This window comes from Caballeronia sp. dw_276, assembly GCF_018449635.1.
GTDB lineage: Bacteria > Pseudomonadota > Gammaproteobacteria > Burkholderiales > Burkholderiaceae > Caballeronia.
This window is the reverse complement of the sequence record NZ_JAAVUV010000008.1, coordinates 256,847-283,224: the sequence shown is the minus strand read 5'-3', so window position 1 is coordinate 283,224 and position 26,378 is coordinate 256,847. Positions and strand designations below refer to the sequence as shown.

The 26,378-nt window shown below is 59.7% G+C and carries 28 protein-coding genes; 19 read left to right on the top strand and 9 right to left on the bottom strand.

Annotation, left to right across the window (positions count from 1 at the left end; translation table 11 throughout):
• Positions 1-81: 81 nt before the first annotated feature.
• The 6 genes from HB633_RS19120 (at position 82) to HB633_RS19095 (ending at position 6,747) form a co-directional block, all read left to right on the top strand.
• Positions 82-1,461, top strand: a complete 1,380-nt coding sequence (locus HB633_RS19120; RefSeq protein WP_213779744.1) for a GH1 family beta-glucosidase — start codon at positions 82-84, stop codon at positions 1,459-1,461.
• A 70-nt stretch (positions 1,462-1,531) separates the two neighbouring features.
• Positions 1,532-2,767 (top strand): ABC transporter substrate-binding protein, encoded by a 1,236-nt coding sequence (locus HB633_RS19115; protein WP_213779743.1) that lies wholly within the window; start codon positions 1,532-1,534, stop codon positions 2,765-2,767.
• Positions 2,767-3,711: a sugar ABC transporter permease gene (locus HB633_RS19110; RefSeq protein WP_213779742.1), complete on the top strand. Its 945-nt coding sequence runs from the start codon at positions 2,767-2,769 to the stop codon at positions 3,709-3,711. Before HB633_RS19115 ends, HB633_RS19110 begins: the two co-directional genes overlap by 1 nt.
• Positions 3,708-4,601: a carbohydrate ABC transporter permease gene (locus tag HB633_RS19105; RefSeq protein ID WP_213779741.1), complete on the top strand. Its 894-nt coding sequence runs from the start codon at positions 3,708-3,710 to the stop codon at positions 4,599-4,601. The genes HB633_RS19110 and HB633_RS19105 overlap by 4 nt, the downstream gene beginning before the upstream one ends.
• A gap of 13 nt (positions 4,602-4,614) precedes the next feature.
• Complete coding sequence (locus HB633_RS19100; protein WP_213779740.1) at positions 4,615-5,712, top strand: ABC transporter ATP-binding protein; 1,098 nt, start codon at positions 4,615-4,617, stop codon at positions 5,710-5,712.
• A 21-nt stretch (positions 5,713-5,733) separates the two neighbouring features.
• Positions 5,734-6,747 carry a substrate-binding domain-containing protein gene (locus HB633_RS19095; RefSeq protein ID WP_213779739.1) on the top strand — a complete coding sequence of 338 codons (1,014 nt, stop codon included), beginning with the start codon at positions 5,734-5,736 and terminating at the stop codon, positions 6,745-6,747.
• 6 nt (positions 6,748-6,753) lie between these two features.
• Here HB633_RS19095 and HB633_RS19090 read toward each other — a convergent pair whose 3' ends face one another.
• Positions 6,754-7,500 carry a FadR/GntR family transcriptional regulator gene (locus tag HB633_RS19090; RefSeq protein ID WP_346730339.1) on the bottom strand — a complete coding sequence of 249 codons (747 nt, stop codon included), beginning with the start codon at positions 7,498-7,500 and terminating at the stop codon, positions 6,754-6,756.
• A 175-nt stretch (positions 7,501-7,675) separates the two neighbouring features.
• On the opposite strand from HB633_RS19090, the gene HB633_RS19085 reads away from it, so the two are divergent.
• The 5 genes from HB633_RS19085 to HB633_RS19065 all read left to right on the top strand — a co-directional run bounded on the left by HB633_RS19085 (position 7,676) and on the right by HB633_RS19065 (position 11,594).
• Positions 7,676-8,497: an NAD(P)-dependent oxidoreductase gene (locus HB633_RS19085; protein WP_213779737.1), complete on the top strand. Its 822-nt coding sequence runs from the start codon at positions 7,676-7,678 to the stop codon at positions 8,495-8,497.
• 134 nt (positions 8,498-8,631) lie between these two features.
• Complete coding sequence (locus tag HB633_RS19080) at positions 8,632-9,381, top strand: amino acid ABC transporter permease (protein ID WP_213779736.1); 750 nt, start codon at positions 8,632-8,634, stop codon at positions 9,379-9,381.
• Complete coding sequence (locus HB633_RS19075) at positions 9,378-10,031, top strand: amino acid ABC transporter permease (RefSeq protein ID WP_213779735.1); 654 nt, start codon at positions 9,378-9,380, stop codon at positions 10,029-10,031. Before HB633_RS19080 ends, HB633_RS19075 begins: the two co-directional genes overlap by 4 nt.
• Positions 10,015-10,743: an amino acid ABC transporter ATP-binding protein gene (locus tag HB633_RS19070; protein WP_213779734.1), complete on the top strand. Its 729-nt coding sequence runs from the start codon at positions 10,015-10,017 to the stop codon at positions 10,741-10,743. Before HB633_RS19075 ends, HB633_RS19070 begins: the two co-directional genes overlap by 17 nt.
• 44 nt (positions 10,744-10,787) lie before the next feature.
• The gene (locus tag HB633_RS19065) at positions 10,788-11,594 is read left to right on the top strand and encodes a transporter substrate-binding domain-containing protein (protein WP_213779733.1); all 807 of its coding nucleotides are present in this window, start codon (positions 10,788-10,790) and stop codon (positions 11,592-11,594) included.
• Between the two features lie 65 nt (positions 11,595-11,659).
• Here the strand turns inward: HB633_RS19065 and HB633_RS19060 are convergent, their stop codons facing one another.
• The 5 genes from HB633_RS19060 to HB633_RS19040 form a co-directional block, all read right to left on the bottom strand.
• Positions 11,660-12,556, bottom strand: a complete 897-nt coding sequence (locus HB633_RS19060; protein WP_213779732.1) for a 2-hydroxy-3-oxopropionate reductase — start codon at positions 12,554-12,556, stop codon at positions 11,660-11,662.
• Positions 12,557-12,600: 44 nt separating this feature from the next.
• Positions 12,601-13,404: a 2-dehydro-3-deoxyglucarate aldolase gene (gene garL / locus HB633_RS19055; protein WP_213779731.1), complete on the bottom strand. Its 804-nt coding sequence runs from the start codon at positions 13,402-13,404 to the stop codon at positions 12,601-12,603.
• Positions 13,405-13,531: 127 nt separating this feature from the next.
• On the bottom strand, positions 13,532-14,209 hold the full coding sequence (gene bluB / locus HB633_RS19050) for a 5,6-dimethylbenzimidazole synthase (protein ID WP_213779730.1): 678 nt from the start codon (positions 14,207-14,209) through the stop codon (positions 13,532-13,534).
• A 140-nt stretch (positions 14,210-14,349) separates the two neighbouring features.
• Positions 14,350-14,664: a hypothetical protein gene (locus tag HB633_RS19045; protein WP_213779729.1), complete on the bottom strand. Its 315-nt coding sequence runs from the start codon at positions 14,662-14,664 to the stop codon at positions 14,350-14,352.
• A gap of 34 nt (positions 14,665-14,698) precedes the next feature.
• Positions 14,699-16,984 carry a bifunctional diguanylate cyclase/phosphodiesterase gene (locus tag HB633_RS19040; protein WP_255581007.1) on the bottom strand — a complete coding sequence of 762 codons (2,286 nt, stop codon included), beginning with the start codon at positions 16,982-16,984 and terminating at the stop codon, positions 14,699-14,701.
• A gap of 468 nt (positions 16,985-17,452) precedes the next feature.
• Here HB633_RS19040 and phnC point away from each other — a divergent pair, with 468 nt between their 5' ends.
• Genes phnC through phnE form a run of 3 tightly spaced genes read left to right on the top strand, consistent with a single transcriptional unit; the run spans position 17,453 to position 20,188 of the window.
• Positions 17,453-18,346 (top strand): phosphonate ABC transporter ATP-binding protein, encoded by an 894-nt coding sequence (gene phnC, locus HB633_RS19035; protein ID WP_213779727.1) that lies wholly within the window; start codon positions 17,453-17,455, stop codon positions 18,344-18,346.
• Positions 18,347-18,386: 40 nt separating this feature from the next.
• Entirely contained in the window at positions 18,387-19,358 is a 972-nt protein-coding gene (phnD, locus tag HB633_RS19030) for a phosphonate ABC transporter substrate-binding protein (RefSeq protein WP_213779726.1), read from the top strand.
• 53 nt (positions 19,359-19,411) lie between these two features.
• Entirely contained in the window at positions 19,412-20,188 is a 777-nt protein-coding gene (phnE, locus tag HB633_RS19025; RefSeq protein WP_213779795.1) for a phosphonate ABC transporter, permease protein PhnE, read from the top strand.
• A 53-nt stretch (positions 20,189-20,241) separates the two neighbouring features.
• On the opposite strand, the gene phnN is transcribed toward phnE, so the two are convergent.
• The 3 genes from phnN to phnF are packed head-to-tail and all read right to left on the bottom strand — an operon-like array spanning position 20,242 to position 22,273.
• A complete protein-coding gene (phnN, locus tag HB633_RS19020; protein WP_213779725.1) occupies positions 20,242-20,802 on the bottom strand; it encodes a phosphonate metabolism protein/1,5-bisphosphokinase (PRPP-forming) PhnN in 561 nt (186 codons plus the stop codon).
• Complete coding sequence (locus tag HB633_RS19015) at positions 20,799-21,518, bottom strand: DUF1045 domain-containing protein (protein ID WP_213779724.1); 720 nt, start codon at positions 21,516-21,518, stop codon at positions 20,799-20,801. The genes phnN and HB633_RS19015 overlap by 4 nt, the downstream gene beginning before the upstream one ends.
• A complete protein-coding gene (phnF, locus tag HB633_RS19010) occupies positions 21,515-22,273 on the bottom strand; it encodes a phosphonate metabolism transcriptional regulator PhnF (RefSeq protein ID WP_213779723.1) in 759 nt (252 codons plus the stop codon). The genes HB633_RS19015 and phnF overlap by 4 nt, the downstream gene beginning before the upstream one ends.
• Before the next feature lie 197 nt (positions 22,274-22,470).
• Here phnF and phnG point away from each other — a divergent pair, with 197 nt between their 5' ends.
• Genes phnG through phnK form a run of 5 tightly spaced genes read left to right on the top strand, consistent with a single transcriptional unit; the run spans position 22,471 to position 26,372 of the window.
• Positions 22,471-22,962: a phosphonate C-P lyase system protein PhnG gene (phnG, locus tag HB633_RS19005; protein ID WP_213779722.1), complete on the top strand. Its 492-nt coding sequence runs from the start codon at positions 22,471-22,473 to the stop codon at positions 22,960-22,962.
• Positions 22,962-23,618, top strand: a complete 657-nt coding sequence (gene phnH / locus HB633_RS19000; RefSeq protein ID WP_213779721.1) for a phosphonate C-P lyase system protein PhnH — start codon at positions 22,962-22,964, stop codon at positions 23,616-23,618. Before phnG ends, phnH begins: the two co-directional genes overlap by 1 nt.
• Positions 23,618-24,718 carry a carbon-phosphorus lyase complex subunit PhnI gene (locus tag HB633_RS18995; RefSeq protein ID WP_213779720.1) on the top strand — a complete coding sequence of 367 codons (1,101 nt, stop codon included), beginning with the start codon at positions 23,618-23,620 and terminating at the stop codon, positions 24,716-24,718. Before phnH ends, HB633_RS18995 begins: the two co-directional genes overlap by 1 nt.
• Positions 24,715-25,590 (top strand): alpha-D-ribose 1-methylphosphonate 5-phosphate C-P-lyase PhnJ, encoded by an 876-nt coding sequence (locus HB633_RS18990; RefSeq protein ID WP_213779719.1) that lies wholly within the window; start codon positions 24,715-24,717, stop codon positions 25,588-25,590. Before HB633_RS18995 ends, HB633_RS18990 begins: the two co-directional genes overlap by 4 nt.
• Before the next feature lie 11 nt (positions 25,591-25,601).
• Positions 25,602-26,372 (top strand): phosphonate C-P lyase system protein PhnK, encoded by a 771-nt coding sequence (gene phnK, locus HB633_RS18985; RefSeq protein WP_213779794.1) that lies wholly within the window; start codon positions 25,602-25,604, stop codon positions 26,370-26,372.
• Positions 26,373-26,378: the final 6 nt, after the last annotated feature.

Sequence of the window (26,378 nt, the reverse complement as noted above, 5' to 3'; positions counted from 1 at the left end):
TTGCCCCTGTTTAATCGGCGCTGCTATCGTTCGCAAGCGCTTGTGGAAGCGCTTCCACTCCACCGATCTACAGGAGTTTCCGTGGCACTCGACGCATCCGTTGTTTCCAGCGATCCGTTTTCCCCACCCGCCGATTCCGCCCTCTGGCGACGCGATTTCCTGCTCGGCGCCGCGACCGCTTCGTACCAGATCGAAGGCGCAGTCGATGAAGACGGCCGGCTTCCATCGATCTGGGACACGTTCTCCGCCACGCCAGGCAAGGTGCTTGCCAGCGACACAGGCGCGGTGGCCTGCGACCACTATCATCGTTGGGAATCGGATCTCGATCTGCTGTCGGCGCTCAATGTCGACGGCTACCGCCTTTCGATTGCATGGCCGCGCGTGATGGACGAAGCGGGCCGGCCGAACCAGAAGGGCATCGATTTCTACAAAAAGCTCGTCGGGCGCCTGAAAGAGAAGGGGCTCAAGGTCTTCGTCACGCTGTATCACTGGGACTTGCCGCAGTATCTGGAAGACCGTGGCGGATGGTTGAATCGCGACATTGTTTATCGGTTTGCGGAATACGCTGACTTGATGAGCCGCGAGCTCAAAGGCCAGGTCGATGCATGGGCCACCCTCAACGAACCGTGGTGCTCCGCGTTCCTGGGATATGGCAACGGACATCATGCGCCCGGTCTGGCCAATGGCCGCTACGCCACGCAAGCAATGCACCATCTGCTGCTCGCGCACGGCAAGGCCGTCGAGGTCTTGCGGGCGAACGATCCCGGCTCGCTGATCGGCATTGTCGCGAACATGGGCAAGAGCTCGGCCGAAACCGACAGCGCCGCCGACAAGCACGCGGCTCACCTGTTCGAAGTCCAGCACAACGCATGGGTTCTCGATCTGCTATTGAAGAAGTCCTATCCCAAGGATCTTTTCGAGTTGTGGCCGGGTACGGAACCGCTGGTTCTGGATGGCGATATGGAGACCATCGGCACGCCGCTGGATTTTCTCGGCATCAACTATTACTTCCGCACCAACGTCAAAAGCGATGGCGCGCATGGCTTCACTGAAGTGCCGCTGGAAGGCGTAGAGCGCACGCAAATGGGTTGGGAGGTTTATCCCGATGGACTGCGCGACCTGCTGATCGGATTCCACAAGACGTACCCGCAATTGCCGCCCATCTACATTACCGAGAATGGCATGGCGTCGGACGACGAGGTAGTCGATGGCCAGGTGAACGATGAACAACGCATCTCGTTCATCAAGCGCCATCTCGCAGCCGTTGATAGCGCAATCAAGGCGGGCGTGGACGTACGCGGGTACTTCATCTGGTCGCTGATGGACAACTTCGAATGGGCCTTTGGTTATGAGCGTCGTTTCGGCGTGGTTCATGTGGACTACAAGACGCAGAAGCGCACGTTCAAACGCAGCGCTGAACTGATCGCGAAGTTCCTCGAGGAGCGTAACGCCCGCGCATAACTGCACCTAACCCGAGCATCAGTGCCGATTCCGTTGGACCACATGGGCGAGACAGCCCGGAGGAGACTCAATGAACCGCATGAAGAAGTTGGTTGTCAGTGTCATTGCCGCCGTTGCGGCCTCGAGCGCGGCGCACGCCGATCCGTTGAAAGCCACCGTGATTCACTGGTGGACGTCGGGCGGTGAATCGGCCGCCATCAAGCAATTCGCCGATGCCTACAACAAGGCCGGCGGCCTGTGGGTCGACAACGCCGTGGCTGGCGCCGACCAGGCGCGCTCGACGGCGTTGAACCGCATCATGGGCGGCGATCCGCCGACCGCCGCGCAATTCAATACATCGAAGCAATTTCACGACATCATCGACCAGGGTCTGTTGAACAACGTCGACGATGTCGCGGCCAAAGAGAACTGGGACAAGACCTTTCCGCCATCGATCATCGAGAGCATCAAGTCCAATGGTCACTATTACGCGGCGCCCGTCGATATCCACATGCCCGCCTGGTTCTTCTATTCGAAGCCGGCGTTCCAGAAGGCCGGCATCACGAAAGAACCCGCTACTTACGACGAATTCATCGCGGACCTCGACAAGCTGAAAGCAGCCGGCGTGATCCCGCTCGCGCTCGGCGGCCAGGCATGGCAGGAAAAGATAACGTTCGATGCCGTATTTGCGGATGTCGGCGGCCCCGACCTGTATTTGAAGATCTATCGTGATCGCGATGTGAACGCAGTCAAATCCGATGCCTTCAAGAGAGTGCTAACGCAGTTCAAGCGGCTGCATAACTACATCGATCCGGGTTCGCCGGGACGCAACTGGAACGACGCAACAGCGCTTGTTATCTCGGGCAAGGCCGGCGTGCAGATCATGGGCGACTGGGCGAAGGGCGAGTTCGTTGCGGCGAAACAATCTGCCGGCAAGGATTTCGGCTGCTTCCCGGGCTTCGGTCCGCATTCGCCATATCTGGTGGCCGGCGACGCCTTCGTGTTCCCCAAGACCGACGACGCCAACGCGATCAAGGCGCAGAAGCTTCTGGCGACAGTGATGACATCGCCGGCTGCGCAGGTTGCGTTCAGCGCGAAGAAGGGCTCGATTCCGATTCGTTCGGACATCGACGATTCGAGCCTCGACATGTGCGCGAAGATGGGTATCGCGATCATGAAGGACAAGTCTCGGCAATTGCCGAATCCGGAAATGCTGACGCCGCCGGATATCAACGGTGCATTGCAGGACGTCATCACCAACTTCTGGAACAAGAACCAGTCGGTTGAGGATGCACAAAAGGCCTTCGCGAGCGGGCTCAAAAGCTGATGGCCGTGACGCCCGCCGACAAAGCCCTGCGCCCCGCCGCAAGGCATGCGAAAAGGAAACCGCTGAGAAAGCGGTTTCCATTGGCCGCTTACATTGCGCTCGTTCCGCTTGCGCTGACCGTCGTGTTTGCGTATCTCGGCACGATGTTATGGAGCTTGCGCACGTCGTTCACGAACTCGCGTACGTTCGCGTCCACGAGCTTCGCGGGCGTCTCGCAGTATGTGAGGCTCTTCAACAACGACCGATGGATGTTGTCGTTGCAGAACATCGTGATCTACGGGGTGTTGTTTATCGTCGTGTGTCTTGCGATCGGATTGCTGCTGGCGGTGTTTATCGATCAGAAGGTGGTGGGCGAGGGCGCGTTACGCACGGTGTTTTTATATCCCTATGCAATGTCGTTCGTGGCGACCGGTCTTGTCTGGCAGTGGATCCTGAATCCGCAACTCGGGATTCAGGAGGTGCTGCACAGAATCGGCTTTACGCATGCGCGGTTCGACTGGATCGTCGATCAGGACAAAGTGGTCTACACCCTCGTGATCGCGACCGTGTGGCAGGCGTCGGGGCTGGTAATGGCGCTCTTGCTTGCGGGTTTGCGCGGCATTGATGAAGAGATCTGGAAGGCAGCGCGTATAGATGGCATTCCGCGTTGGCGGGTGTATGTGAGCATCGTGATCCCGATGCTCGGCGCATCGATTTCAACTGCGTTCATCCTGCTTTTCGTGATGGTCATCAAGCTCTACGACGCTGTCGTTGCAATGACGCAAGGCGGCCCCGGCACCGCGAGCGAAGTGCCCGCGAAGTTCATCATGGACTATCTGTTCGGGCGCGCGAATCTGGGGCTGGCATCGGCGGCATCGATCGTTTTGCTGGTCACCGTGCTTGCGATCCTCGCGCCCGTGTTCTATGTTCGCAGCCGCGCGTTGCGCTTGAGAGATGCACGATGAGTACTAGTACTACACTACGCCCGACTCTTCGACGCAAGCCGCGCTTTTCTCCCGCGCGACTTGGCGTGTATGCGTTCCTGCTGACATCGGCGCTATTTTTCTTGTTGCCCTTGTACGTGATGCTCGTGACATCGGTCAAGCCGATGGCGGAAATTCGCATGGGCAACATCCTCGCGTTCCCGGTTAATTTCACGCTCGATGCGTGGCGCGAAGCATGGCAATCCGCGTGTACGGGTCTCGATTGCAAGGGCATTCAGGTCGGGTTCTGGAATTCGGTTCGCATCGTTGTGCCAAGCACGATTCTGTCCATTCTCGTGGGCGCGGTGAACGGTTATGCGCTCTCGTTCTGGAAACCGCGCGGTGCAAGCACCTTGTTCGCGATCCTTCTGATGGGCGCGTTCATTCCAGTGCAAGTGATGGTTTATCCGCTGGTTCGCGTGCTCGCGACGGTGCATCTGTTTAGCTCGCTGCCGGGTATCGTGCTGATTCATACGATCTTCGGCATGCCGGTCATGACGCTCTTGTTCCGCAATTACTATGCGGCGTTGCCCCATGAATTGTTCCAGGCGGCGCGGGTGGATGGCGGCGGTTTCTGGCGCATCTTTCTGCAACTGATGGTGCCCATGTCCACGCCGATCATCGTGGTCGCGGTCATCATGCAGGTCACGGGTATCTGGAACGACTTCATTCTGGGCCTTGTTTTCGCGGGCACCAAGAACCTGCCGATGACCGTGCAGCTCAACAACATCATCAACACCACGACCGGCGAGCGTCTCTACAACGTCAACATGGCGGCGACCATTCTCACATCCATGGTGCCGCTCGCCATTTACTTTGTGTCGGGTCGCTGGTTCGTGCGCGGCATTGCTTCCGGTGCGGTCAAGGGTTAATCCAGGGCGATCCATGTCTACAGTCACGTCAACAGCCAAGTCGAATGTTTCCATCCGCGATCTGGAAATCCAGCTCGGGGCCAACACGATCATCGAATCACTGGATCTCGAAGTCGAGCCGGGCGAATTCCTCGTGCTCCTTGGACCATCGGGTTGCGGCAAGTCGACCTTGCTTCACAGCATTGCCGGGTTGATCGATGTCAGTGGCGGCAGCATAGAAATAGGCGGCCAGGACATGACCTGGGCCGACCCGAAGGATCGCCGCATCGCACTTGTTTTCCAGTCATATGCGCTTTATCCGACGATGAACGTGGAGCGCAACTTGTCGTTCGGATTGCGGATCGCGGGGACGCCCAAGGCAGAGATAGAACGGCGCGTCACGCGTGCGTCGGAGATGCTGCAGCTCGGCCCGCTGCTGAAGCGAAGGCCCGCTCAGCTATCAGGTGGGCAGCGTCAGCGCGTGGCGATCGGTCGGGCCATCGTGCGCGAAGCTGATGTATTTCTCTTCGATGAACCGCTCTCCAATCTCGATGCCAAACTGCGCACCGAGCTCAGGCGGGAGCTCAAGCAATTGCATAAGCGTCTTGGCGCCACGATGATCTACGTCACGCACGATCAGGTGGAAGCCATGACGCTCGCAACCCGCATGGCCGTGATGCGTGGCGGCGTGATTCAGCAGATCGGCACGCCGGCCGAAGTGTATGCGCGGCCGAACAACCTGTTTGTTGCGACCTTCCTCGGATCGCCGGGAATGAACCTGCTCAAGGGCACGCTTCACTATGAATCGGGCGGCATCCAGTTCCAGAACGATCATATCGACGTGGACGTGTCGGCATATCCCTTCGTCAGGACTCCGCGCGAAAATCAGCCTTGCGTGCTTGGCGTGCGCCCTGAGGACGTTTTGATCGATCCTGCGTTTGAACACACGGGAACGGTGTCGCTCGTCGAACCCATGGGCAACCACCGGGTAATTTGGCTCGATTATCATGGCGCCCAGATCGCTTCCATCGCGCAGGAATCCGCGACGGCGGCGGTCGATGAAGTCACCGGTTTTTCGATCCAGAAAGAACGCATTTCTCTCTTCGATGAAACCAGCGGCGACCGGTTATAGACCTTAATGCATGGAGTCAAAGTGGCAACCCTGAAGGACGTCGCGGTTCTTGCCGGCGTGGGCATGTCCACGGCATCGCGGGCCATCTCCGGCCGCGGACCGGTATCGGCCGATGCACTCGCACGCGTGCAGGCGGCGATTGCCGAGCTCAATTTCCGGCCGTCGTCCATAGGGCGCGCGTTGTCGAAGCAATCGCTCGGCATGATCGGTATTTTCGTGCCGTCGTTTCATGGGCCGTACTACGGCACGATCCTCAAGCAAACCGATACCGAGCTGCGCAAGGTCCACCGGCATGTCGTGGTCGCTACAGGCTACGGCGACGATTCTCCTCGCGATCAGGCAGTCGATGCCGTGCAGTTTTTGATCGGGCGCGATTGCGACGGCGTGGTGGTGACGAGCCACGACCTGCACGACGATGACCTCGTCAAGCTGCATCGGATGCATCCGAAGATGGTGTTCCTCAATCGTGAATTTGCGCAGATGCCTGAGGCGTCGTTTTGTCCGGATCATCATCGCGGCGGGACGCTGGCGGCGCAGACGCTCATTAAAGCCGGACACAAGAAAATAGCCGTGGTTTCAGGGCCTTTCATGGCGTTCGACAACCAGGCGCGGCTCGCCGGTTTCTTCGAAGAACTGGCGCGTAGCGGAATCGATCGCAACGATGTGCAGATGATCGAATCCGACTTTTCGCCGGAAGGCGGGTATGAATCGGCGCGGTTGCTGCTTGCATCGAAGAAGCGTTTCACCGGGCTGTTCTGCGCCAACGACACCATGGCAATCGGCGCATTGTCGTGCCTGCAGCAAGCAGGCATTTCGGTGCCGCGAGAGGTTTCCGTGATCGGTTACGACGATGACTACTCGGCAGCATTTTCAGCGCCGGGGCTGACATCGGTGCATATTCCGACGGCTGATCTCACGCAAAACGCCGTCCGATGGCTGCTGAACGAATGCTATGGGACCGAGTACCCGATTTATCGCGAGTTTCCGGTGACGGTCACGCGTCGTGCATCGGTTGCGGCGCCGCTCAAACGCTAAGCATCTTCAGCTATTTTCTTTTGCACGACGCAAACGCTCACGGCTGTTGATCAGATGAAGGCGCATGGCGGTACGCGCCGAATCGGCATCGCCACGTTCTATCGCATCGCAGATCTGCTCGTGTTCGCGGTTCACGCGCGTCAGGTACTCGGCGTATTGCACGGGCGGAATCTGCGTTCGCGTGATCCGAGTGCGCGGAATCATGTGCATGCCGAGGTGCTTCAGGATTTCCACGAAGTAGCGGTTGCCGGTGGCGTTCGCAATAGCCAGGTGGAAGCGGATATCGGGCGAAATGGTCTCGGTTGCTTCGCCCACGTTGTGCTCGAATTCGATCAGCGCCTGCCGCATCTCGGCGATCTGGCTTTTATCGCAGCGTGCTGCGGCCAGTCCCGCGCTCTCGGTTTCCAGGCTGATCCGGAGTTCGAGGACGGCGAGGGCGTCGATGGAACCCGCTACGTCCTCGGGATCGAGCCGGAAGAGGGAGCGCGGCTGTGCCTCGCATACGAACGTGCCAATGCCATGCCGGGTTTCTACCAATCCAGCCGCCTGCAATTTCGATAACGCCTCACGCACGACGGTTCGGCTCACGTTGAAGCGCTGCACCATTTCCGCTTCGGTCGCGAGCCGGTCGCCCACGCGCAGCTCGGCGGATTCGATCTGCAACCGGAGCGCATCAACGAGTTCAGTTGTCAGACTTCGCCGCGTAGCTGGCTGTCCAGACGGTTCGAAGAGCGCATTGGGCGATCTGAGCACGGCCACCTCGTTTGGGATAATGTTCGCGAATCGTTGACAAACGCATTAGCGAATGATTATATGCACGCTATAGTCATATGACAACGTACAATGACACATGATTTAGGCGGCTGATTCGATCGCAACCGGAGTTCTTCAAACTCTGATCAGCCGCGCTTAATGGAGACAGGCTCACATGGCCAACCAAGACAACATTCGCCCGTTCAATCGCTTGCTGCTGACTGGCGCTGCCGGCGGCGTCGGCAAGGTCATTCGTCCGCGCGTGGCTTCATTTGCCGGGACCATCAGGATCTCGGATCTCGCAGCGGCACTCCCGCCCGAAGCCGCACCCAACGAAGAAGTCGTGCCCTGCGATCTGTCGGACAAGCAGGCCGTCGGTGCACTCGTTCAAGGCTGCGACGCCGTGATCCATCTCGGCGGGGTATCGGTGGAAAGACCCTTCGAGGAAGTGCTGGAAGCGAATATCAAGGGCGTCTACAACCTCTATGAAGCGGCGCGCAAGCACGGTGTGAAGCGCATCATTTTCGCAAGCTCGAATCACGTCACCGGGTTTTATCGGCAAGACGAGAAGATCGACGCGCACGCGCTGCGGCGTCCGGATGGTTATTACGGTTTGTCGAAATCATTTGGCGAAGACGTGGCGCAGTTCTACTTCGACCGGTATGGCATCGAGACGGTGAGCATTCGTATTGGCTCGGCGTTTCCGGAGCCCAAAGACCGCCGCATGATGGCGAGCTGGCTCAGCTACGACGACCTGCTCGACCTCTTGCAGCGCAGCCTTTTTACGCCCGACGTTGGTCACACTGTCGTATATGGGATGTCCGACAACCAGATCAAATGGTGGGATAACCGCTTCGCCGAAAAGCTCGGTTTCGCGCCGCGTGATTCATCGGAGCCGTTCCGGGAAAAGGTCGAGGCGCAACCCGCGCCGGCCCCGGGCAGTGCGGTGGCGGTGCTGCAGGGTGGCGCGTTCACCACGACCGGGCCATTTGAATAAAACGCTGCGTCCGGGTGTTGTTGCAATAGCGAATACCCAAACCAAGCCTGGCTTGATAGCGCGCCAGCAGAGCGCAAGCAGGGCGCGAGCGGCAGGCCAAGCCTGCGTTCGTATCAACCAAAGACATTGCTGCGATGAATTTCCATCTCGATTTCAGTCCGTTGCTTCCGTACTGGCCGGTGTTCCTCAAAGGAGCATGGCTCACACTGAAGATGACAACGGTGGCGGTTTTTTTCGGCGTGATCGTCGGTACGCTCGTGGCGTTCGCCAAGCGCGGAAAGAACCTGCTTCTATCGCGTGCATGTTCGATCTACATCGAAGCCGTGCGCAACACGCCCTTTCTCGTACAGATCTTCCTGCTCTATTTCGGGCTCGCGAGCTTCGGCGTGCGCATGCCAACGTTCACGGCGGCCGCGCTCGCGATGATCATCAACATTGGTGCTTATGCGGCCGAGATCATTCGTGCGGGGCTTGAATCCGTGCCGCGCGGCCAGCTTGAAGCGGCGGAATGCCTCGGCCTGTCGCGCTGGCGGATTGGCTGGCACGTGATGCTGCAGCCGTCCATTGAAAAGGTGTATCCGGCGCTCACCAGCCAGTTCCTCCTGATGATGCAGGCCTCTGCGATCGCGTCGCAAATCTCGGCTGAAGAGCTGACGGCGACCGCGAACACCGTGCAGTCCGACACCTTCCGTTCGCTTGAAACGTACATTGTGGTGGCGTTGCTGTACCTGGCGTTGTCGCTGTTGATCAAGCTTGCGGCGTGGGCGGTGGGCGAGGTGGCATTCAAGCGCAAGCGGGTCATGCGCAAGGCGGCAGAGCGCGCCGGGAAGCCGGCGCCTGATCAAGGCCGCATCGATACCGTAATACCCGGAGGTGCAGCATGAGCGGCGGCTTCACGACGGCACATTTGTTCTATTTAGTACATTCAATCTGGTGGACGCTCGCATTGTCCGCGCTTGCATTCGTGCTGGGCAGCATCGGCGGATTCGGCGTGATGCTCGCGCGCATCTCGAAGCGCCGCTGGCTGAGCCGTCCGGCGATGGTTTATATCGAAGCCATTCAAGGCATTCCGCTGCTGATCCTGCTGTTTATCGTCTACTTCGGTTTTTCGGTGTACGGCTTCGAAGTGCCTGCACTGGTCGCGGCCGGATTCGCGCTGATGGTCTATACGAGCGCATATCTCGGCGATATCTGGCGCGGCTGCATTGACGCCATGCCGAAACCACAATGGGAAGCTGCCGAGTGTTTGTCGCTCACGCGCTGGCAGACACTGCGTCTCGTGATCATCCCGCAGGCGCTGCGGCTGGCATTGCCGCCTACGGTAGGTTTTCTGGTGCAGGTCATCAAGATGACATCGCTTGCATCGGTGATCGGTTTCGTTGAATTGACACGTGCCGGGCAGATCATCAACAACTCGATTTTTCAGCCGTTCCTCGTGTTCGGGCTGGTCGGGGTCTTCTATTTCGCGCTGTGTTATCCGCTCTCGCGCTGGAGTCAATCGATGGAGAAAAAGCTCAATGTCGGCAATCGTTAAGCTCGGAGACGTCTATAAGAGCTTCGGCTCGAATCAGGTGCTCAAGGGCGTCTCATTGGAAGTGGAAAAGGGCGAGATGATCGCTGTGATCGGCGCGAGCGGATCGGGGAAGAGTACGGCGTTGAGGTGTATCGACAGGCTGGAAACGATCGATCGCGGCACCATTGAAGTGTGCGGAATTCGTGTCGATGACCCCAAGGTCGATCTGCACCAGCTGCGCCGCGAAGTGGGTATCGTGTTCCAGAGCTACAACCTCTTCGCGCATCTGACCGTCGAAGAAAACATCATGCTCGCGCTGCGCCACGTGAAGAAGATGAGCCGCGACGAAGCGCGTCGCGTGGCGATGGGTGTACTCGAACAAGTGGGTCTCGGGCAAAAAGCCGATGCGTATCCGGAGCAGCTTTCCGGCGGTCAGCAACAGCGCGTTGCGATTGCGCGTTCGCTCGCAATGTCGCCGAAGGTCATGCTGTTCGACGAAGTGACCTCCGCGCTCGACCCGCAACTGACCGGTGAAGTGCTGCGCGTGATGGAAGATCTCGCGAAGGGCGGCATGACCATGTTGCTCGTCACGCACGAGATGGCGTTTGCCAAGCGCGTGGCGGATCGCATCATCTATATGCACCAGGGGAAGGTGTGGGAAGTGGGTGGCGGCGAAATGCTCGATGCACCGAAGACACCCGAACTGCGCACGTTCCTGAATAACGGCCTGTAGTTCTAGCCTTTGCGTCAAACAAACCTTTTGAACCGACCATAAGAATGGAGACTGCTTTGAAAACAACCCAATTCATCATGCGCGGCTGTGTGGCTGCTTTGTTGCTCGCAGGCGTGGCGCATAGCGCCATGGCCGACCAGCTCGACGACATCAAGAAGGCCGGCAAGATTCGTGTTGCGATTGCCATGGGCACGCCGCTCTTCAGTTTCGCCGATGCAAACCTGCAACCTGCGGGTTCCGATGTGGACACCGCCGCAGCGCTTGCGAAGGACCTGGGCGTGAAGCTCGAACTCGTGCAGATCACGAACGCCGCGCGCGTGCCGACATTGCAAGCGAAGCGCGCGGATCTGGTGATCGCGGATTTGTCGATTACGCCGGAGCGCGCGAAGGTCGTGGACTTCTCGATTCCCTACGCGGTCATCACGATCATTGTGGGTGGCACGAAGAGTACGAACGTCAAGAACTACGCTGATCTCGATGGCAAGACCATTGGCCTGACGCGCGCGACCGTCAACGACACACTGACCACGCAACAGGCGAAGGGCGCTCAGATCCAGCGTTATGAAGACGACGCCACGCTGATCACGTCGGTGGTGACGGGGCAGGTCGACATCTTCTCCAGCACGCCGTCGAACTTGAGCGAGATGGTCAAGCGCGCGCCGAACCGCAACCTCGAACTGAAGTTTGCGCAGAAGGATTTCGACCTCGGCATTGCGATGAACAAGGACGAGCCGAAGCTGAAAGAGTGGGTCAACAACTGGGTCAGCACCAACCAGAAGAACGGCAACCTCAATACGATCTACAAGAAATATCACGGCCGCGATTTGCCGGCGAGCGTGACGAAGGGCTAAGTCTCAACAAAACAAAAAGGGCATCGCGAATCAAAACGCGATGCCCTTTTTCATGCGCTGAATAATCAGCTGGCGGTGCCCTGACCGATTTCGTGATCGGCGAGATATTCAAGCGCGCGAACCATGCCGGAGTGATCCCACGCCTTGCCGCCATGCGCCGCGCACGCGTTGAAAAGTGCCTGACAGGTCGCGGTATTCGGCAACGATACCCCAAGCGATTGCGCCGTCGACAGCGCCAGGTTCAAATCCTTCTGATGCAGTTCGATGCGAAAGCCCGGATTGAACGTGCGCTTGGTCATGCGCTCGCCGTGCACTTCCAGAATGCGCGACGATGCAAATCCGCCCATCAGCGCCTTGCGTACTTTCTCGGCATCGACACCCGCCTTCGATGCCAGCAACAACGCCTCACCCACCGCTTCAATGGTCGCCGCGACGATCACCTGGTTCGCCAGCTTGCAGACCTGTCCCGCGCCCACTTCGCCGATCAACGAGACATTCTTGCCCATCATGTCGAAGAGCGGCTTGACGGTATCGAACGTGGCTTGCGATCCACCCACCATGATGGTCAGCGACGCCGCTTTCGCGCCCACTTCGCCGCCCGATACAGGCGCGTCCAGATATTCTGCACCGCGCTCGCGGACCTTGGCCGCGAAATCGCGCGTCGCGATAGGCGAGATCGAGCTCATGTCGACCACGATCTGGCCTTGTCGCAACGCCGCGACCACGCCGTTCTCGCCGAACAGGACGCGCTCCACGTCGGGCGTATCCGGGACCATCACGAAGATCACATCGGCTTGTGCGGCGACCGCTGCGGGGCTGTCGCAGGCGACAGCGCCGGCTTGCGTCAACTCCGCCGGCACGCCACTGCGCGTGAACGCTGCAAGCGCGACGCCGTTCTTCACGAGGTTTTCAGCCATGGGCTTGCCCATGATCCCAAGTCCGATAAAGCCTGCTTTTTGCATGTCATCCTCCAAAAAAATTCGGGTTTGCAGTCGTCACTGTGACTTTACGTCTGCATGAAATGTTTCTGCACGGCTTGTGCCGCGTTGCGCAACAGGCCCATGTCTGCGCAGACCGCGATCACCTGGCAGCCCATCGCAAGGTAACGTTCGGCCTCGGCCTGCACGGGCGCAAGCGTGCCGCTCGCCTTGCCGGCCGCACGGGCGCGATCGAAGACATGCGCGATGGCCTTTTGCACATCCGGATGATTGGCATTGCCAAGATGTCCATACGATGCCGCCAGATCCGATGGTCCGAGAAACACGGCATCGACGCCATCCACGGCCAGGATTTCATCGATTGATTCGACCGCCTTGCGGCTTTCGATCTGCACGATGACGCAGATGTTGTCGTTTGCGGTGGTGAGGTAGTCCGGCACGGTGCCGTATTTATTACCCCGGTGTCCTACCGATACCCCACGAATGCCCTGAGGCGGATAACGGGTCGCGGCGACGGCCTTCGCAGCGTCTGCGGCGCTGTCCACAAAGGGGATCAGGAAGTTGAAGAAGCCACTATCGAGCAAGCGCTTGATGACCACGCTTTCGTTCGCCGGCGGCCGCACCACAGGCGCGCTGCGGCTCTCCTTCAAGGCCATGAGCTGCGGAATGAGCGTGAGGACGTCATTGGGCGCGTGCTCCGCGTCCAGCAGAATCCAGTCGAAGCCAAGCATGCCGAGCAACTCGGTGGTAATCGGGCTGCCGAGCGACGCCCAGCAGCCGATCTGTTTCTCCTGTTTCAGAACGGACTGACGAAACGTGTTGGGGAGCGGCTGGTAGGGCGAGTGCAACGGGTTTCGCGTTGGCGCTGTCATGACGGGCTTCCTCTTGCGTAATTGCTCGAATTGCGGCTTGAGTTGAAAACCTGAGTATGCGGCAAGCTCATACGTTATCAGACGTCATATTACATCGCGGATTTGATCTGCGGCAAGGGAAAGGGTTTTATTCGCTATTGCGATCGCCCACCGCATCGGGCCAGCGGTTCTCCTGAACACAATGCCCCGCCGGCACGCGTTTCGCCCAGCCCTCGGCTTGCAGCATTGGCTCGTCGTAGAAATCCTGCACATGGCCGATGCAGAGAATGGCGACCGGCTTCGCATCGGCCGGCATGTGCAGCAGACGCTGCACGGCTGCGACATCGAACAATGACACCCAGCCGAGACCAATCCCTTCAGCGCGAGCCGCGAGCCACATGTTCTGGATCGCGCATGCGACAGATGCAAGATCCATTTCCGGCAACGTGCGGCGGCCGAACACATGCCGCTCGCGATCTTCCATCAAGCCAACCACCAGCACCTCCGCGCAATCCAGAATGCCCTGGACCTTGAGACGCATGAACTCATCGCTTCGTTCGTTGAGCGCCACGGCGGTTGCGCAGCGCTCGGTTTCCACGATGTCGTGCAGCGCCAGACGCATGCCGCGATCAGTCACGCGCACGAAGCGCCAGGGCTGCATGAATCCGACGCTCGGCGCGTGATGCGCGGCATCGATCAATCGCGCCATCAGCTCGGGCGCGACAGGTGTACCTGTGAAATGCCGCATGTCGCGGCGTTCATGAATCGCGCGATAAACCCCTGCAATCTCAGGGTCGGAAAAGCGCTTGGGAGTCGAGTCGGTCATTGCATCCATGCGTTCAAAAATAGGGTGCGGTCGAGAGCAAGAATGGCGCCGATGTCGCTATTGGCCTTATCCATATTGTCTGCGGGCAAATCCCTGCAAAGCGCGCTGCCGGTGTCCAGGACATCGGTCGTTCATTCCCCTCACGGTATCCGGAGAATACAGTCGAGCAGCTGATCAGCGCAGGCAAACCCGCGCAGCAGGAAATCGCCGCGCTGCATGCGTGGGTCCGCGAAAGCAACAAGGAACTGGAAGCTTTCGGAAAGCTGCACGACGCAGTGGCTGCCGAGAAGGCATTGATCGATGCAATGCAGGCAAACCGCGCACAGCTTCTTTCGAAAGTGTTCCAAAAAGCGCTGACAGAACTCGATCAGGATAATCTGGTGGATTTTCTCACTACGCAGCGCGAGGCGCCGGTCGCGCTGTTTTCGGCCTATCAAAGCGCGCTCGGAGGGCAAAGCCGATGCGGATGACGCATGTGCGCAACCCTCTTCACTCCCCCGCCGGCCACGCCAGATGCGGCGACGTCCAGTCGAGTTCGCTGCCAACGACCATCACCTTGCCGTCACGTCGCACGGCCATCGTCACGCCGACTGAAGCGCGTCCGCTCGTGAGCGATAGATACGGCTGGCAAGACACCGCCGTCCCCATGTTCGCCACGGCCTTCCAGTAATACGGCCGATGATCCCAGCGCGCCGATTTTGTAGACAGCAGCGGACCAAGCCTTGAGTCGCCGCCCGGTCCGGCGCGCCCGACAAACTCCTGTCCCACGATACGGCCCGTATGGTCGAGCACGAAGCAGCGCCGGCAGAGCGCGAAGCCGGTCATCGGCGCAATGGTTTCATTGATATCGGCGCCGTTCGATAACGCCGTCGCCGCGGTTTCCACCATTGCCAGATAGGGCGACAGTTGCGTTTCAAAACGGCTCGCACGCACGCTGCGTCCCTCGGCGATGACATCGAATGCATGGTCGATGCGCCGCATCACCGCCTCCGGCGCCGGGATGTTCGCGCCCGGCCTGCCGAGCAAGAAGCCTTGCGCAAAATCGACGTTGGATTCAACCGCGAGCACGAGTTCCTCGGTCGTCTCGATCCCCTCGACGACCACGAGCATATCCGCGCGATGCAGCAGCGACACAATGGTCGATAACAACGGCTGGTCCGACGCACGGCTTTTCGCACGGATCAGTTCGCCGTCGAGCTTCACGAAATCCGGTTGAATGCGCAGCAGCCGGTCGAGGTTGGAATGACCGGCGCCGAAGTCATCGACGGCAATCAAAAATCCGCATGCCCGATACCGCCACGCGGCCAGCGCCAGCTCTTCCACACTCACGCCTTCCGACTCCAGGATTTCGAGCACGATGCTGCCCGTATTGAGTCCCGCCGCGCTCGCCATGTCCGCGAGCGTCTGCTCATACCCGGCCTGAATGAAGGTGGAGGGCGCAACGTTCAGGAACAGCCACGTGTCCTGCGGCAAACGCTTGCGCGCATTGTTGAAGTGCAAATGATGCGTGAGCGAATCGAGCTCGGCGACATCCGGGTTCGATTGCGGCGCAAAGAGCAATTCCGGTTGAACGGGCTGGCCTTCCCGGTCGCGTCCACGCAAAAGCACCTCGAAGCCGACTTGCTTCTGGTGCGACAAACTATATAGCGGCTGGAAGTGCGTGGAAAGTTCGAACGGGCCCCAGTGCCTCACAGTATCGGCGTCGGGAGTCAGATCTGCCTGCGCATCGATATCTTCATCGATAGCCGTTGCCCGCACACGCGCGACGCTGCTTGCCCGTTCCACGAACACACGATTGCGGCCTGCATGTTTGGCGCGCAACAGCGCTTCATCTGCACGGTCGAGAAGCGCAATGACATTCTCGTGTTCACGCCGATGCGCGACGCCAAAGCTCGCGGTCAGGAACCCATCGGGCCGCAAGATACTCGCGATGCGTATGCGCAGGGAATCCGCAAGTTCCGTGGCCTGATGCGTTCCGGCCGTCGGAACCAGCACTGCGAATTCCTCGCCGCCAAGCCGGCCGGCGATCGCTTCGGGCGGTATTGCCTCCCTGACGACCTGGGTGACCTGCAGCAGCGCGTCATCGCCTCGTGCGTGGCCGTATTGATCGTTGAGCGACTTGAAGCGATCGACGTCCAGGAAGATCGCGCTGACGATCTCATTGCCTGCGCGTGGTGCGCTCAGCATCTGCTCGGCTTGTTCAAGGAAGGCGCGACGGTTGAGAATTTGCGTGAGGGGATCGGTTGCGGCGAGCGTAATGAGCTTCTCTTCCAGCAGGAAGTGATTGAGCCGGAACCAGTAGAAGCCGAAATGGAACGTGGTCGCGGTCGGAATGCCGATGGCAACCCACATTGCGCACAGCACCCAGTCGTCGTGCGTGAAGGGGACCGAGAACACAAAGGGAATGCCCGCTATATAAAACGCGATGGTGCCGAGCACGAAATGCCGCGGCGTGAGCCATAGCGGTGCGGCGCAGATAGGCACGACCATGCCAGCGGGCAGCATCCAGTAAAGCGGCTGTTCGACCCCGGTCACGTTGATCATCACGCCAATCTGCAGCACGACGACATACGCCGCGCCGATCAGGCCGAACATGAATGTGGAGGGCGCCCGGGGAATTGCCGCCACGAGCAATGACAGCGACAACGCGCACAACAGGCGCGGCCAAAGCGGGAGTTCGATGCCCGTCACGTGCGCGCGCGCAACCACGAAAATCAGGAAGGCCACGACGGTGAACGCCATGGTGACCGTGGAGAGCGGTCTTTGCAGTTCCATTGAACGGCAATGAAACCTCAGCCGTAACGCAGGCGAGACGGGTGGCGGAAGGAGAGATGTAAGCATGTCGTCAGATTGGTTTTTAGCAGTCTCATTCACGCAAGGTGAAGGCTGTCGGCCGTGTCGTGGTGTCCTGGCCGAGTTGTTTGAACTTCCGCAGCTGAAAATTACACGTTCAAAGTTTCATCAGACGAAACGGAATTGTCTTACGTCACGCCGACGGGCTCAAGACAAATGTTGATCTGTCCTTGGCATCAGATGCCCGCTGTGAGCCACTGTGACTGCCTTCCTTCCGCCGACCATTCTAGATTTTTTTAAATAGCCGTTGAAATCTTGTTATCCGCAGGCCTGCAGCGCGCGTCGAGTTGGGTATTCATCTAGACGACTTACTAGCGTCACCGCGTCGTCATGTTGCATTCCTAGAATCCGTACGACGCTGGAATTCTCAGGCGTCATAGTGAGGAAATCATGGATGCAATTCGCATCGAACGTCTGTGCAAGACGTTCAACAATGGCCGCAAGGCACTCGACTCCATCGACCTGAAAGTGGGTGAGGGCGAAATGGTTGCGCTGATCGGCGCATCCGGTTCAGGCAAGTCCACGCTGCTGCGGCACATTGCGGGGTTCACTGCGTCCGACCCCGCGCCGTCGCATGTGACGCTGCTCGGGCGGCCTATTCAGGAGAACGGGAAGGTGGCGCGCGAAGTCCGCAGGATTCGTCGCGATGTCGCTTTCGTGTTCCAGCAATTCAACCTCGTCGGGCGCCTGACGGTGCGCACGAATGTGCTGATCGGTGCGTTGTCACGCGTGCCGTTGTGGCGGCGCCTGATTGGCCGTTTCCCGCGAGCCGAACAGGAACTCGCGATGGCATCGCTCGCGGCGATGGGCATTGGCGACCACATCAACGAGCGCGCCAGCACGCTCTCGGGTGGCCAGCAGCAACGCGCTGCGCTTGCGCGCGCGCTGGTCCAGCGCGCGCGCATCGTCCTCGCCGATGAACCCATTGCATCGCTCGATCCCGAGTCTTCGCGACGCGTGATGGAACTGCTCCAGTCGCTGAACGAAGATCATGGCCTGACGGTTGTCGTGTCGCTTCATCAGATCGATATTGCGATGAAGTACTGCGCGAGAACGGTCGCGCTGCGCAATGGCTGCGTGGTGTACGACGGTCCTTCCGCGAGCCTCACGCCGGCCTTGTTGCGTGAGTTGTATGGCGCGGCAGCCGAAGAATTACTGACCGATCCAAACACCGATACCGGCGCCGCCCAGCGCGATCCGGTTCGTCAAACAGAACGCGCAGCAGCGCGTCCGGAAGGCGCATCGGCTCGATCTGCAGCATTTGCGTCGGCTGCAAGCTCCTGAGCCAATCACTTTTGTTTCTTTCCAACCCTGGACCCATTCGATGAAATCAGCCCGATTCCTTCTGGCCGGCGCGATGTTCGCTGCATCTCTCGTCTCGCAGGCAGTGCTCGCTGAAACGATCAACTTCGGCATCATTTCCACCGATAATTCCTCCGCGCTCAAACAGCGCTGGCAACCGCTGATCGACGATCTCAACAAGCAGACCGGACTCGAGGTAAAGCCGTTCTTCGCGACTGACTACGCCGGAATTATCGAAGGCATGCGTTTCAATAAAGTGCAGATCGGTTACTTCGGCAACGCATCGGCGATTGAAGCAGTGGACCGTGGCAATGGCGAAGTGTTCGCGAAAGTGAAGTACAAGAGCGGCGAGGCAGGGTACTACTCGCTCCTGATCACGAACGTAAACAGCAAGTGGAAGACAGTCGACCAGGTGTTGAAAAATACGCACGATATCAACCTGGGTTTCGGCGATCCGAACTCGACCTCGGGCACGCTCGTGCCGTCGTATTATCTGTTTGCGAAGAACGGCATTTCGGTACGCAACGATTTTAAGAGCGTGCTGCCATCGAGCCATGAAGCCAATATGCTGGCCGTGGTGAACAATCGCGTGGATATCGCGACGAACAATACCGACATGGTGGAGACCTTGCGGCAACAGCATCCCGAGTTGCTGCAGCGCGTGCGCATTCTGTGGAAATCGCCGCTGATTCCTTCGGATCCGATCGTATGGCGTCGCGACTTGCCGCAGGCCACGAAGGACAAGCTGCGCAATTTCTTCGACCACTACGCGCAGACCGATCCGCGCGAGAAAGCGATCATGGAGGGCATCACGGGCTTGTCGGGTTTCACCGACTCGACCGATGCGCAACTGATCCCCATCCGTCAAATGGCCTTGTTCCAGAAGAAGGAACAAATTCAGAACGACGCGCATCTCTCCGATGAAGACAAGAAAACGCAGATCGCCGCGCTCGACCAGAAGCTGGCGCAGCTGGATACGGTGGCCGCGAAGTGAAGCATCCCGTCGACGCTTATTCCTTCGACGGCGCCGCGGCTCGCCCGCACGCCATGAAGCCCGAGCTGAACGTACCCAAGCGCAGCTGGTTATCCGTGTTCGGATGGATCGCGTTCGTGGCGGTCCTCGGGCTGTCGTGGCGTAGCGCCGACATGCGTCCGCTCGATCTCTTCGCCGACCCGGGCAACATGGTGCAGTTCGGCCGTGACTTTTTCCCGCCGGACTTTCACGACTGGCGTACGTATGTTCACGAGATGATCGTGACGCTTGCGGTCGCGGTGTGGGGCACGGCGTTGTCGCTGGTTTTCGCGGTGCCATGCGGGTTGTTGTCGGCTTATAACATTGCGCCGGTATGGGTCGCGCAACCCGTGCGACGCGTGATGGACGCCTGCCGCGCGATCAACGAGATGGTCTTCGCGATGTTGTTTATCGTGGCGGTCGGGCTTGGGCCGTTCGCGGGCGTGCTCGCGCTTTGGGTCCATACCACGGGCGTGCTCGCCAAGCTCTTCGCCGAAGCTGTCGAGGCTATCGATGCACGGCCTGCCGAAGGCGTGCGCGCCACCGGGGCGAGCAGTCTCGACGAAGTGCTGTACGGCGTGCTGCCGCAGGTCATGCCGCTGTGGATATCGTTTGCGTTATACCGCTTCGAATCGAACGTGCGCTCGGCGATGGTCGTTGGCATGGTCGGCGCAGGAGGGATCGGCGTGGTGTTGTATGAAGCCATTCGCTCGTTCAATTATGCGCAGACCGCGGCAGTGTTGCTGATGGTTATCGTGATCGTGAGTTTGATCGATCTCGGGTCGGCGTGGTTGCGTGAACGTGTGATCTGAAGCTCTTGCATATTGTGGGCCGGTACGAGGTTCGTACCGGCCCATCATTTTTATCACGCCAGTTTCAGCGGCTGATTGATTGCAGCAAGCAGTTGTTGCCCCGCATCGGCGAGCAAGCCCGAATTGTCGATGGTCGTCACCCGCGCCTCTCGCGGCAATACCAACGCCGGACGTCGCGCGAGACGTGCTTCCATCTGCCTTGAATCTTCGCGGCCTCGACGTTCGAGACGCGCGGCGAGAACCGTAGGGTTCGCGTGGATGTGAACAAACTGCGTGTGCGGATAACGTTCGAGCGCAGCAGGCGCATGCTGACGCGAGCCGTTCACGACAACGGGCAAGCCACGCGCGAGCCATGCATCGATCTCCACGCCGATCCCGTAGTGCAATCCAAGGCTTTCCCAATGCATCGAGAACACGCCGCTTGCCAGGCGCGCGGCGAATTCATCGTGCGTGAGGGCGACGTAGTTCTCGCCTTCCGAAACGGGCCGCGTGATGTATCGATGCGCGAACATTACCTGCGAACCAATGCGCTCGCGCACGAAACCGAGCAGCGAATCCTTGCCTGCGCCCGATGGTCCCATCACGTAGATCAATCTGCCTTGACCGGCGTTCATTCACGCTCTCCCGCGCTGGCGAAAGGTAGACGCTTCCATAGGGAGAAGGGCGCCTCGCGATGCGCCTGAACGAAAAGCGCCGCGCCATGAAAGGGCAGCGGTCCAAGTGATTCCGTGCGTGCTTGCCAGAGCGTCCCGATCACGGCGCGTTGCGGTTCCGAATCGATGGAATCGGAAAGTGTCATGTGGAAACGGAATTCATCGAGCACATAGGGGTAGCCCCATTCGTGCAACAGAGCGCGTTGACGGGGATTGAGATGGGACTCGAGCCGCTTTTCAGTGTCTTCGGAAGATGGCCGTGCGCGCAGTGAGGCAAGGGCATGCAAGGCGCTTGCGGCGATTTCGCGGATGATGTCATCGTGCTCGCGTTGCGCCGCCTTGAGCGCGACGAAGCGGCCCAGATCCGCGGCTTGCAGCGTGACATCGAAAGGTGTGATTTGCTTCGCCCATTCTTTCGCGGCAGCGAGGACATCCTCCGGCCCATGACCTTCGGCGATTTGAAACGGGGGTACAAGCGTGCCGTGCCAGCCATATCGGCGCGGTGCCACGGTCAGCGACGCGACCGGCTGTCCAAGCGCAGGCACGAGCGGTGGTTGCATGGATTCGCCGGTTTCAGCATCACGGCCAAGCCACTCGCTGCCCGCATTCCACCAGGCGGACGCCATTGGTGGAGCGTAATAGAGCGCAATGCGCGCGTCGGGCGTCCATGCGCTCATACGCCATCCTCCACCAGCAATTGCACGCGGTCCGCCGCAAAATGCGTGATCCCGTATTTGATGGGCACGCCGGCTTCGTCGACGTCGACGCTTTCGACCCACATGACCGGCTGTTGCCGGTTGATCTGCAAACGGCGCGCGACCTCCGAGCTTGGCAATACGCAGCCGATACGGCTCCATTTGCGCGTGTAATCGGTCACGCCGAATTCGGCCAGCGCCGCGCTCACACCAGCCTTGCCCGCCAGCACCGCGGGAAAATCGGCGAACCGCATGGCCGGGTACCAGCTACGTGCGTAGGTCAGCGGTACATCCTCGGAGTCATGGCGCGTTTCGATCTCGTAGACAAGCGTGCCGGCGCGGATGCCCAGCGCCTTGGCCGCGACTGGATCCGCCTTGACCTTCTCGCTCGACAACACCACGCCCGCCGATGGCTGATTGTGGCGGCGCAGGTTTTCCGTAAAGCGCGTGCGACGTCCGATCTGATAATCAATTGCGCCAGGCTGTACGAACGTGCCACGCCCTTGCTCGACGCTGACCAGTCCCGTAGCGGCGAGACGCAGCATGGCGCGGCGCACGGTATGGCGGTTGACGTCGAAGCGCCGTGCGAGTTCTGCTTCGCTCGGCAGGCGTCCCTCTTCGCCAAAACTTTTCGCTGTAATCTCCGCCGAAAGGATCTGTTCGATCTGGCGCCATACGGCAACGCCCGCGCCGCGCTCGACTGCGAGCCCCGGTGTCCCCGTTTCGTTGGATGTCATGGTGGTGTCATTCCTGTCGGTTTGAATATCGTCATTGGCATTGTAGTGCGCCGCCGATGATGAAAATGTGAAAGCGGGACACATGCGGTAATTTTATATCTATACCTGTAAACGTCTAGACGACCAGATGATTAGTCTAGTAGGGTACGGGTTGGATATGGGGCTTTTTTAGCATCACCAAAATCACGAGGTTGACGATGAACATTTCTGCGCGGCCATCCGAGTTGGCACGGCCAGCGACCCGGCGCGAGTGGCTGGCGATCCTGGCGCGCACGCCACACGCCTCCATGAAGGAAGCAATGGAGGCCGCACTCGGCGCAACCGGCCTCCCTGAATTCGACTGGCTGCGCGCGCCGGATATTGGTCTCGCCATGGTGCGTGGACGGGTGGGCGGAACGGGCGACGCATTCAATCTTGGCGAAGTCACCGTGACGCGTGCAACGCTGCGCGTCCGGTCGGCCGAGGGTCGCGCGACCGTCGGCATGGCGGTTCACATGGGGCGCGACAAAGAGCGGGCCACGCTTGCCGCGCTGGCGGACGCGCTGCTGCAGATGCCGGCGTTCGAAGGGCGCATGCAGCGGCACGTGATCGAGCCACTGTCCGCGCGCATCGCGGAAAGCCGCGAGCAAAAGCAGGCGCGCGCGGCGGCGACGAAAGTTGAATTCTTCACGATGGTGAGAGGTGACTGATGCAACGCAATGATCCATCGGCGGGTGGGCGGGAGGCAGGCACGGGCAGCATCGACCTCGCCACGCTCACACCCGGCTTTACCGATACCATCCATGATTCCCAGGGCGTATTCCGCTCGCTGCTGGATGCGCTGTCCCGGCCGGGCAAGATCGTATCGATAGACACGGTTCTACCGGCTCTGGCGAACGAACAAGAGCCGCACGTGCCGCTCGCGGCCTACGCCGCGTTGCTCGCGCTCGCCGACTACTCGACACCCGTGCTGTTGCAGCATCCACATCGATCATTGAGCGACGCGCTGCGCTTTCACACCGGCGCACCTGTAACGGATGACTGTTCGGAAGCCGTGTTTGCCTATCTCGACGACGCTGGTTCCATGCCGTCGATCAATGAATTCTCGCTCGGCGAACCCGAGACGCCGGAAACTGCTGCGATGCTGTTCATCCGCGTGGATTCGCTGACAGCCGGCGCACCGGCAACATGGCGCGGCCCTGGAATCCGTGATGCGCAAACAGTTTGCGTGGAAGGCGTGCCCGGCTCGTTCTGGCGAGCGCGCGCGCAGCTTGCGAGCGAATTTCCATGTGGCGTCGATTGTTACTTCGTGCATGGTGGTTCGGTGATCGGGCTGCCCCGCACAACACGCGTGGAGGTGGCCTGATGTACGTTGCAGTCAAAGGCGGCGAACGCGCGATCGAACGTTCATGGGACCTGCTTGCAGAAAAACGCCGCGGCGATCAGGCCTTGCCTGAACTCAGTGTTGACCAGATTCGCGAGCAACTCAGGCTTGCCGTTGCGCGCGTGATGACCGAGGGTTCCGTCTACGACGAAGAACTCGCAGCGCTCGCGATCAAGCAGGCGGCGGGCGATCTGGTCGAGGCGATTTTCTTGCTGCGTGCTTACCGCACGACGTTGCCGCGATTCGGCTATACGCTTCCTGTCGATACGGAAGAGATGTGCGTCGAACGAAGGATCTCGGCGGCGTTCAAGGACATTCCCGGCGGCCAGATGCTGGGAGGAACCTACGATTACACGCAACGTCTCCTGGATTTCAAACTGCTTGCAGAAGGCGCTGCACCGGATGCAGGCAAGAAGATCGCGCCGCCATCGGTCAAGCAGGACCCCATGCCACGCGTGCTCGCCATGCTCGACAAGGAAGGTTTGATCGAACAGGAAAGGGCGCACACGGATGCGTCCGAACCCGGCGATATCACGCGCGAACCGCTGACGTTCCCCGTCGATCGTACGGTTCGTCTCCAAAACCTCGCACGTGCCGACGAAGGTTTCCTGCTTGCAATGGGCTATGCAACGCAGCGCGGTTATTCGCACACGCATCCGTTCGCGGGCGAGATTCGCAACGGCGAAGTCGCGGTTGAAATGGAGATCGAAGAGCTGGGATTCTCGATCGAGATTGGCGATATGGAAATCACCGAGTGCCAGATGATCAACCAGTTTGCCGGCAGCGGCGACGTGCCGCCGACGTTCACGCAAGGCTACGGACTCGCGTTCGGACACTCGGAACGCAAGGCGATGGCAATGGCGCTTGTCGACCGGTCATTGCGTGCGCCCGATTTGGGCGAGACGGTTGCATCGCCGACGCAGGATGCCGAGTTCGTGCTTTCGCACAGCGACAATGTGGAGGCATCGGGCTTCGTGCAGCATCTGAAACTGCCGCACTATGTGGACTTCCAGTCGGAGCTCGAGTTGTTGCGGCGGCTGCGCGCGGGTCTGGAAAAAGAACAGCAGGAGAACGCAGCATGAACGCGCGTACGCAGGAAAGCGCCATCGCGGAAGGCTATAACTTCGCGTACCTCGATGAACAAACCAAGCGCATGATCCGTCGAGCATTGCTGAAAGCCGTTGCGATCCCGGGGCATCAGGTTCCGTTCGCATCGCGCGAAATGCCGTTGCCATACGGCTGGGGAACGGGCGGATTGCAAGTGACGTCGGCGATCATCGGGCGTAGCGATACGCTGAAGGTCATCGACCAGGGTTCGGACGAAACCACCAACGCCGTCAACATCCGGCGCTTTTTCGCGCGCACAGCCGGCATTGCAACCACCACACGAACCGTTGATGCATCGATCATTCAGACGCGCCACCGGATTCCGGAGACGCCGCTGACGGACAGGCAGATCATCGTGTACCAGGTGCCCATGCCCGAGCCGCTTTATCGGCTGGAACCGCGCGTGACGGAGTGCCGCAAGCTTCATTCGCTGGCCGACTACGGCCTGATCAACGTGAAGTACTACGAGGACATCGTGCAGCACGGCAGCATTGCAACGACCTACGATTATCCGGTGCTCGTGAACGACCGCTATCTGTCGTCGCCCTCGCCAATCCCGAAGTTCGATAACCCGAAGATGCACATGAATCCCGCGCTCCAGCTTTTCGGTGCGGGCCGTGAACGCCGCATCTATGCCATTCCGCCTTATACCAAGGTCAAGAGCCTTGATTTCGAGGATCATCCGTTTAGCATTCAACAGTGGGAACATGAATGCGCACTGTGTGGATCGCGCGAAAGTTTCCTGGATGAAATGATCGTCGATGACGAAGGCAAACGCATGTTCGTGTGTTCCGACAGCGACTATTGTCAGGAACACCGCGCCGAGAATGAACAGGGGGTTGCATGAGTCATTCATCCTTGGCTCCGCTGCTCAGCGCACGGGGACTCACCAAACGGTACAACGGACGCGGCGGTTGCGCGGATGTGGACATCGATATTTATCCCGGCGAGGTGTTGTGCATTGTCGGTGAATCGGGCTCGGGCAAATCGACCTTGCTTAACGCGCTTGCATTGCGCACGGCATCGGACGATGGCGCGTTGACGTATCGCACGGCAGAACACGAAGTGCTGGATCTGCTTACGCTGCCCATGCCGCGCCGCCGCATGCTTGCTCGCACCGACTGGGGCTTCGTGCATCAGAATGCACGCGATGGCTTGCGTCACGGTGTATCGGCGGGAGCGAACATCGGCGAGCCTTTGATGGCGAACGGCGCGCGTCATTACGGCAAGCTTCGCGAGACAGCGTCCGACTGGATGAGCCAGGTTGAACTGGATGCCGCGCGCATCGACGAATTGCCGTCCGCGTTTTCAGGCGGCATGCAGCAGCGGCTGCAAATTGCGCGCAACCTGGTCACCAAACCGCGTCTCGTGTTCATGGATGAACCGACGGCGGGTCTCGACGTATCGGTGCAGGCGCGATTGCTGGATCTGCTTCGTACGTTGACGGGGAAACTTCATCTCGCAGCGCTGATCGTGACGCACGATATTGGCGTGGCGCGTCTGCTCGCGCATCGGCTGATGGTGATGAAAGACGGTCGCGTGGTGGAAAGCGGGCTGACCGACCAGGTGCTGGACGATCCTCAACATCCCTATACGCAGACGCTGGTTGCGTCCGTGCTGCCCGTTTGAGAGTCT

Bases quoted from the DNA above. Each gene is read 5' to 3' on its own strand.
- HB633_RS19060 (WP_213779732.1), bottom strand. From the start codon at position 12,556: ATGCAAAAAGCAGGCTTTATCGGACTTGGGATCATGGGCAAGCCCATG.
- HB633_RS18990 (WP_213779719.1), top strand. From the start codon at position 24,715: ATGAACGCGCGTACGCAGGAAAGCGCCATCGCGGAAGGCTATAACTTC.
- HB633_RS19070 (WP_213779734.1), top strand. From the start codon at position 10,015: ATGTCGGCAATCGTTAAGCTCGGAGACGTCTATAAGAGCTTCGGCTCG.
- HB633_RS19100 (WP_213779740.1), top strand. From the start codon at position 4,615: ATGTCTACAGTCACGTCAACAGCCAAGTCGAATGTTTCCATCCGCGAT.
- HB633_RS19080 (WP_213779736.1), top strand. From the start codon at position 8,632: ATGAATTTCCATCTCGATTTCAGTCCGTTGCTTCCGTACTGGCCGGTG.
- phnN (WP_213779725.1), bottom strand. From the start codon at position 20,802: ATGAACGCCGGTCAAGGCAGATTGATCTACGTGATGGGACCATCGGGC.
- HB633_RS19105 (WP_213779741.1), top strand. From the start codon at position 3,708: ATGAGTACTAGTACTACACTACGCCCGACTCTTCGACGCAAGCCGCGC.
- bluB (WP_213779730.1), bottom strand. From the start codon at position 14,209: ATGACCGACTCGACTCCCAAGCGCTTTTCCGACCCTGAGATTGCAGGG.
- phnG (WP_213779722.1), top strand. From the start codon at position 22,471: ATGAACATTTCTGCGCGGCCATCCGAGTTGGCACGGCCAGCGACCCGG.
- HB633_RS19085 (WP_213779737.1), top strand. From the start codon at position 7,676: ATGGCCAACCAAGACAACATTCGCCCGTTCAATCGCTTGCTGCTGACT.
- HB633_RS19040 (WP_255581007.1), bottom strand. From the start codon at position 16,984: ATGGAACTGCAAAGACCGCTCTCCACGGTCACCATGGCGTTCACCGTC.
- phnD (WP_213779726.1), top strand. From the start codon at position 18,387: ATGAAATCAGCCCGATTCCTTCTGGCCGGCGCGATGTTCGCTGCATCT.
- phnF (WP_213779723.1), bottom strand. From the start codon at position 22,273: ATGACATCCAACGAAACGGGGACACCGGGGCTCGCAGTCGAGCGCGGC.
- HB633_RS19015 (WP_213779724.1), bottom strand. From the start codon at position 21,518: ATGAGCGCATGGACGCCCGACGCGCGCATTGCGCTCTATTACGCTCCA.
- garL (WP_213779731.1), bottom strand. From the start codon at position 13,404: ATGACAGCGCCAACGCGAAACCCGTTGCACTCGCCCTACCAGCCGCTC.
- HB633_RS19115 (WP_213779743.1), top strand. From the start codon at position 1,532: ATGAACCGCATGAAGAAGTTGGTTGTCAGTGTCATTGCCGCCGTTGCG.
- phnH (WP_213779721.1), top strand. From the start codon at position 22,962: ATGCAACGCAATGATCCATCGGCGGGTGGGCGGGAGGCAGGCACGGGC.
- HB633_RS19075 (WP_213779735.1), top strand. From the start codon at position 9,378: ATGAGCGGCGGCTTCACGACGGCACATTTGTTCTATTTAGTACATTCA.
- HB633_RS19065 (WP_213779733.1), top strand. From the start codon at position 10,788: ATGGAGACTGCTTTGAAAACAACCCAATTCATCATGCGCGGCTGTGTG.
- HB633_RS18995 (WP_213779720.1), top strand. From the start codon at position 23,618: ATGTACGTTGCAGTCAAAGGCGGCGAACGCGCGATCGAACGTTCATGG.
- phnC (WP_213779727.1), top strand. From the start codon at position 17,453: ATGGATGCAATTCGCATCGAACGTCTGTGCAAGACGTTCAACAATGGC.
- phnE (WP_213779795.1), top strand. From the start codon at position 19,412: ATGAAGCCCGAGCTGAACGTACCCAAGCGCAGCTGGTTATCCGTGTTC.
- HB633_RS19110 (WP_213779742.1), top strand. From the start codon at position 2,767: ATGGCCGTGACGCCCGCCGACAAAGCCCTGCGCCCCGCCGCAAGGCAT.